Below are 3,979 nucleotides of genomic sequence, written 5' to 3'. Positions count from 1 at the left end.
CCTCTTGCGATATATGGTTGTTATTTTCCAATTTGGGTTCTTTATTCTTTCGTAATGAGCATTTCTTTTAGTCGCTGAATACACCTGTACTTGTTGTTTCTCGCTGTAGCCTCTGTCCAATCAAAGGCTGAGGCAATCATTGACATACTTTCTTTTTTGTAATAAAACCGGGTCAGTAATTCCTTGCAGTTTTTTCCCAGATTTTTGAACGATACTTCAATTTGCTTTAATTGGAGTTCCTTTTCATCATTGACTTCTTCCTCTTTTTCATAGAAATTTTCGAGATGCACTGTCTTTTTATACTTTGGTGACCTGAGATGATCAAGCCATTTGTTTTTTGCTATTTGGTATAAATACCCGTTTAGGGCAGTTCCGTTTTCAGGCGTAAACCGATTATTTTTAATGCTTTTCCAAACTGCCACAAAGGTCTCCTGAAATATATCCTTTGCTTCCTGACGAGTCCCATTATTGGAAAGGACATATTTTTCTACTTTTGGATATTGATCCTGATAGACTCCATGAAGAATATCAGAATCATTGTTTTTGATTCCCTCAAGGATTTCAATTTGGGTGAGTTTTCGAAAAGTATATTGCTGCATGGTATGAAAATTACAGAAATATACAATTAAATGTTTTTTACCCCAAATTTTTGTTTTTTTAAATTATTTTATTTTACCTGATTAATTGTACTATTTAATTGATGACTTGAAATAGTCATTATTCAAGAACAGTCACCTCTATTTCTTTATAGTTGGTTTTTGCATTTTGAAGCTGCGTTTGAAAGGTTTGATACATTTGGTCTTTCACTCCAGCTGAAACTCCGAGGCCCGCATAGGGTGAACCAATCAATACGACGAAGAATAAATCGTCACCCCTTTTGTCCAACTGATTGGCCCTTCTCACATTCGTACTTCCAAAAGTTCCATCTTCCTTCACAACCTTTATTTCATACCCATTGACATTGTCTCTTTCGGGAAATCCGGCTTCAAATCTTGCATTGGAAATGTTAAAGGTACCGTCACTATTTTCTATTACCGGGATAGTCCCCTCAAAGGGTACTCTGAAAACTTTTGCGCTAAGCAGATCTTCGTTAGGCTCTTCAGTTTCACTACACGAAAAGGAGACAAGGATTATCATGAGAAAGGCTAATACTTTTGATAAGTGTTTCATTTTTTGAATTGTTGATTTATAACCATACATCGGATACATCAATAAAATGTCATCAAAAAAAAATGACCAAATTTCTTTGGCCATTTACTTTCAAAAAAATTCACCCTTAAGGTCTAAAACTGATCGATATCCTGATATACATTGGCGTTTTGGGAAACCAATGCATTGGCCAAGGCAAAAAATTCTTGGTTGAAGCTATTCCATATTGTGGCATTGGTGTAATCCACGCAACCATTAAATAAGAGCACAGCCGCTAGTCCTGTGTTATTGTTGGTTTGGAATACAGTGCGTGTTCCGGGTAGGGCACCGCTGAAGCTAATACCATTTTGACTTCGGGTAATTCCAAGACCAAAGGAATTATTCAAGGGGCTGGGACCGGAACCCTTAACAAATTCTTCATAAATGGGACCCTCCAAAATCTGTTGCCTTCCAGGTCTATTGTTGATGGCCAATATAAATTTTAACAGATCTTTGGCTGAAATTACCATTCCCCCATCACCATCCCGTCTTTCAATATTGAATCCATATTCATACCCTTTGATATTACCTATGCCGTAATATTTTACCTCGTTGGGAAATCTATCCGCTACATTTCTTTTTGCCATAATAGCTGAATTTATCCCAAGTGGATCCAAAAAATCATCCTTCATAAATTGAAAGAAGGACTTTCCACTTATTTTTTCTATCACCCTTGCAGCTACAAAATAATTGGTATTGATGTACCAATATTGTGTCCCCGGAGCATATTTGAGCAAGGCATTGTCCATCATCCAGTCAAAAAACTGCTTGTTATTCAAGTTGGGATTGCTGTCTATAGCATCCCTGTCATTGGCCGTCACCCATCCTCCTGTAGTCATATGCAGGAGATGCCTGATGGTTACATTTTTTACCCTTTCACTGTATGCCTTTGTGCCAAAATCATTTGCCAATATTCCACCACCCCCAAATACCTTATCATCCAGACCTAATTTACCCTCTTGAACCAATCGGAGAATAGCTACTCCCGTGAATGTTTTGGATATACTGGCAATTCTCATGCGGTGGTCCGTGGTCATGGTTTGGTTGGCTTCCACATCGGCCAATCCATAGGCTTTGGAATAGACCAATTTGCCGTTTTTGCTTATGGCGAGGGTTGCACCGGGATATTCCCATTTGGACATAAACTGCGAGATTTGGTTGTCAATCACAGCAATATCAACTTGGCCTACAGGTAGCTGAGGTCCGGGATTGGTATCCTTGTCATCAGAACAGGACCAAAAAAATAGGCTGACCGTCAAAAGGATTAAGAATGGTTTAGACAATGTTCTCATGGGGTTTTGGTTTAATAATGTATTCATACCATCATCGAAATAAATTCCAATTGTCATCAGGTATTTAGGAAATATTTTATTTTACTTTTATAACCTGAAAATCATTTGATTTAGGAACAACTTTATTGAATTGTTATTTTGACTTTTCAAACCTGAATATGAAAAAATATCTCCTCCCCCTTTTTATTCTCCTTGCTTGTCAGGGCAAAGATATCGACCCTCCTGCACCCATCCATCCCATTCCATCATCCAGGCAATTGGCATGGCATGAACTGGAATACTACGGTTTTGTCCATTTTAATATGAACACATTCTCTGATATGGAATGGGGCATGGGGGATGAAAATCCTTCTCAATTTAATCCAACCGAATTGGATACCCGACAATGGGCCAAAGTGGTCAAAGATGCAGGAATGAAAGGAATTATCATCACAGCCAAACACCATGATGGATTTTGTCTTTGGCCTTCAAAATATACAGAGCATTCGGTAAAAAATTCTCCTTGGAAAAATGGTAAAGGGGATTTGATCAAAGAATTGGCAGAAGCTTGTGCAGAATTTGGATTAAAATTCGGGATCTACTATTCCCCTTGGGACCGCAACCACGCAGATTATGGAAAACCGGCATACATTACCTACATGAGGAACCAACTCACCGAATTGTTGACCAATTATGGGGAGATATTTGAAGTTTGGTTTGATGGGGCCAATGGAGGTGATGGCTATTATGGAGGAGCCAATGAAACCCGAAGGGTGGATAAAAAATCCTATTATGATTGGGAAGACACTTTTGCATTGGTCAGGGAACTGCAACCCGCTGCGGTCATCTTTGGAGATGCGGGACCGGATGTCCGATGGGTGGGGAATGAACATGGATTTGCTTATGAAACCACTTGGTCCAACCTGCTTCGGGATTCGGTCTATGCAGGGATGCCGGAATATTCAGAGCTGTATGCCAGGGGTCAGGAAAACGGAACCCATTGGGTACCGGCTGAGGCAGATGTTTCCATCCGGCCAGGTTGGTACTACCATGCTTATGAAGACCATAAAGTCAAAACTTTACCTCAGCTTTTGGATATTTATTATAAAAGCATTGGTCAGAATAGTTCACTTCTGATCAATTTCCCTGTAGACAGAAGAGGTCTGATCCACGAAAAAGATGCTGAGCAGATCATTAAGTTATCCAATAAAATCCAAGAGGATTTTGCGGATAACCTGATCAAAAAAGCCAAACTCACTGCCAGCAATTCTCGGGGAAGGAATTTTGGAATCGATCAAGTGGCTGATGGAATTAAAGAAACTTATTGGGCAGCGGAAAATGGAGTTATACAAAATGAAATCCTGATTAAATTGCCTGAAGTCACTACCATCAACCGATTTATGGCACAGGAGTATTATCCACTTGGCCAAAGGATAAAAGCATTTAAGCTTGAAGCCAAAACAGAAAACGGTTGGGAGTTGGTCGCGGAAGGGACCACTGTGGGCGTGAAAAGAATACTG

The 3,979-nt window shown here is 39.5% G+C and carries 4 protein-coding genes; 1 reads left to right on the top strand and 3 read right to left on the bottom strand.

From position 1 onward, the window contains the following. Positions 1–41 precede the first annotated feature (41 nt). From ACEW8O_RS13835 to ACEW8O_RS13825, 3 genes are all read right to left on the bottom strand, one after another. Positions 42–599 carry an RNA polymerase sigma factor gene (locus tag ACEW8O_RS13835; protein WP_373495217.1) on the bottom strand — a complete coding sequence of 186 codons (558 nt, stop codon included), beginning with the start codon at positions 597–599 and terminating at the stop codon, positions 42–44. 118 nt (positions 600–717) lie between these two features. Beyond that, the gene (locus ACEW8O_RS13830) at positions 718–1,170 is read right to left on the bottom strand and encodes a hypothetical protein (RefSeq protein ID WP_373495216.1); all 453 of its coding nucleotides are present in this window, start codon (positions 1,168–1,170) and stop codon (positions 718–720) included. Positions 1,171–1,283: 113 nt separating this feature from the next. Continuing rightward, entirely contained in the window at positions 1,284–2,480 is a 1,197-nt protein-coding gene (locus ACEW8O_RS13825; RefSeq protein WP_373495215.1) for a serine hydrolase domain-containing protein, read from the bottom strand. 158 nt (positions 2,481–2,638) lie between these two features. On the opposite strand from ACEW8O_RS13825, the gene ACEW8O_RS13820 reads away from it, so the two are divergent. Then, positions 2,639–3,979, top strand: a 1,341-nt coding sequence (locus ACEW8O_RS13820; RefSeq protein ID WP_373495214.1) for an alpha-L-fucosidase, incomplete at its 3' end; no start/stop codon positions are given.

The organism is Aquiflexum sp. (assembly GCF_041749095.1).
GTDB lineage: Bacteria > Bacteroidota > Bacteroidia > Cytophagales > Cyclobacteriaceae > Aquiflexum.
Note: the sequence above shows the minus strand (reverse complement) of the source record. Positions and strands in the feature narration are given on the sequence as shown.

What these genes read in the sequence shown, in the direction of transcription:
- ACEW8O_RS13825 (WP_373495215.1), bottom strand. Translation starts at nt 2,480, where the DNA reads ATGAGAACATTGTCTAAACCATTCTTAATCCTTTTGACGGTCAGCCTA.
- ACEW8O_RS13835 (WP_373495217.1), bottom strand. Translation starts at nt 599, where the DNA reads ATGCAGCAATATACTTTTCGAAAACTCACCCAAATTGAAATCCTTGAG.
- ACEW8O_RS13830 (WP_373495216.1), bottom strand. Translation starts at nt 1,170, where the DNA reads ATGAAACACTTATCAAAAGTATTAGCCTTTCTCATGATAATCCTTGTC.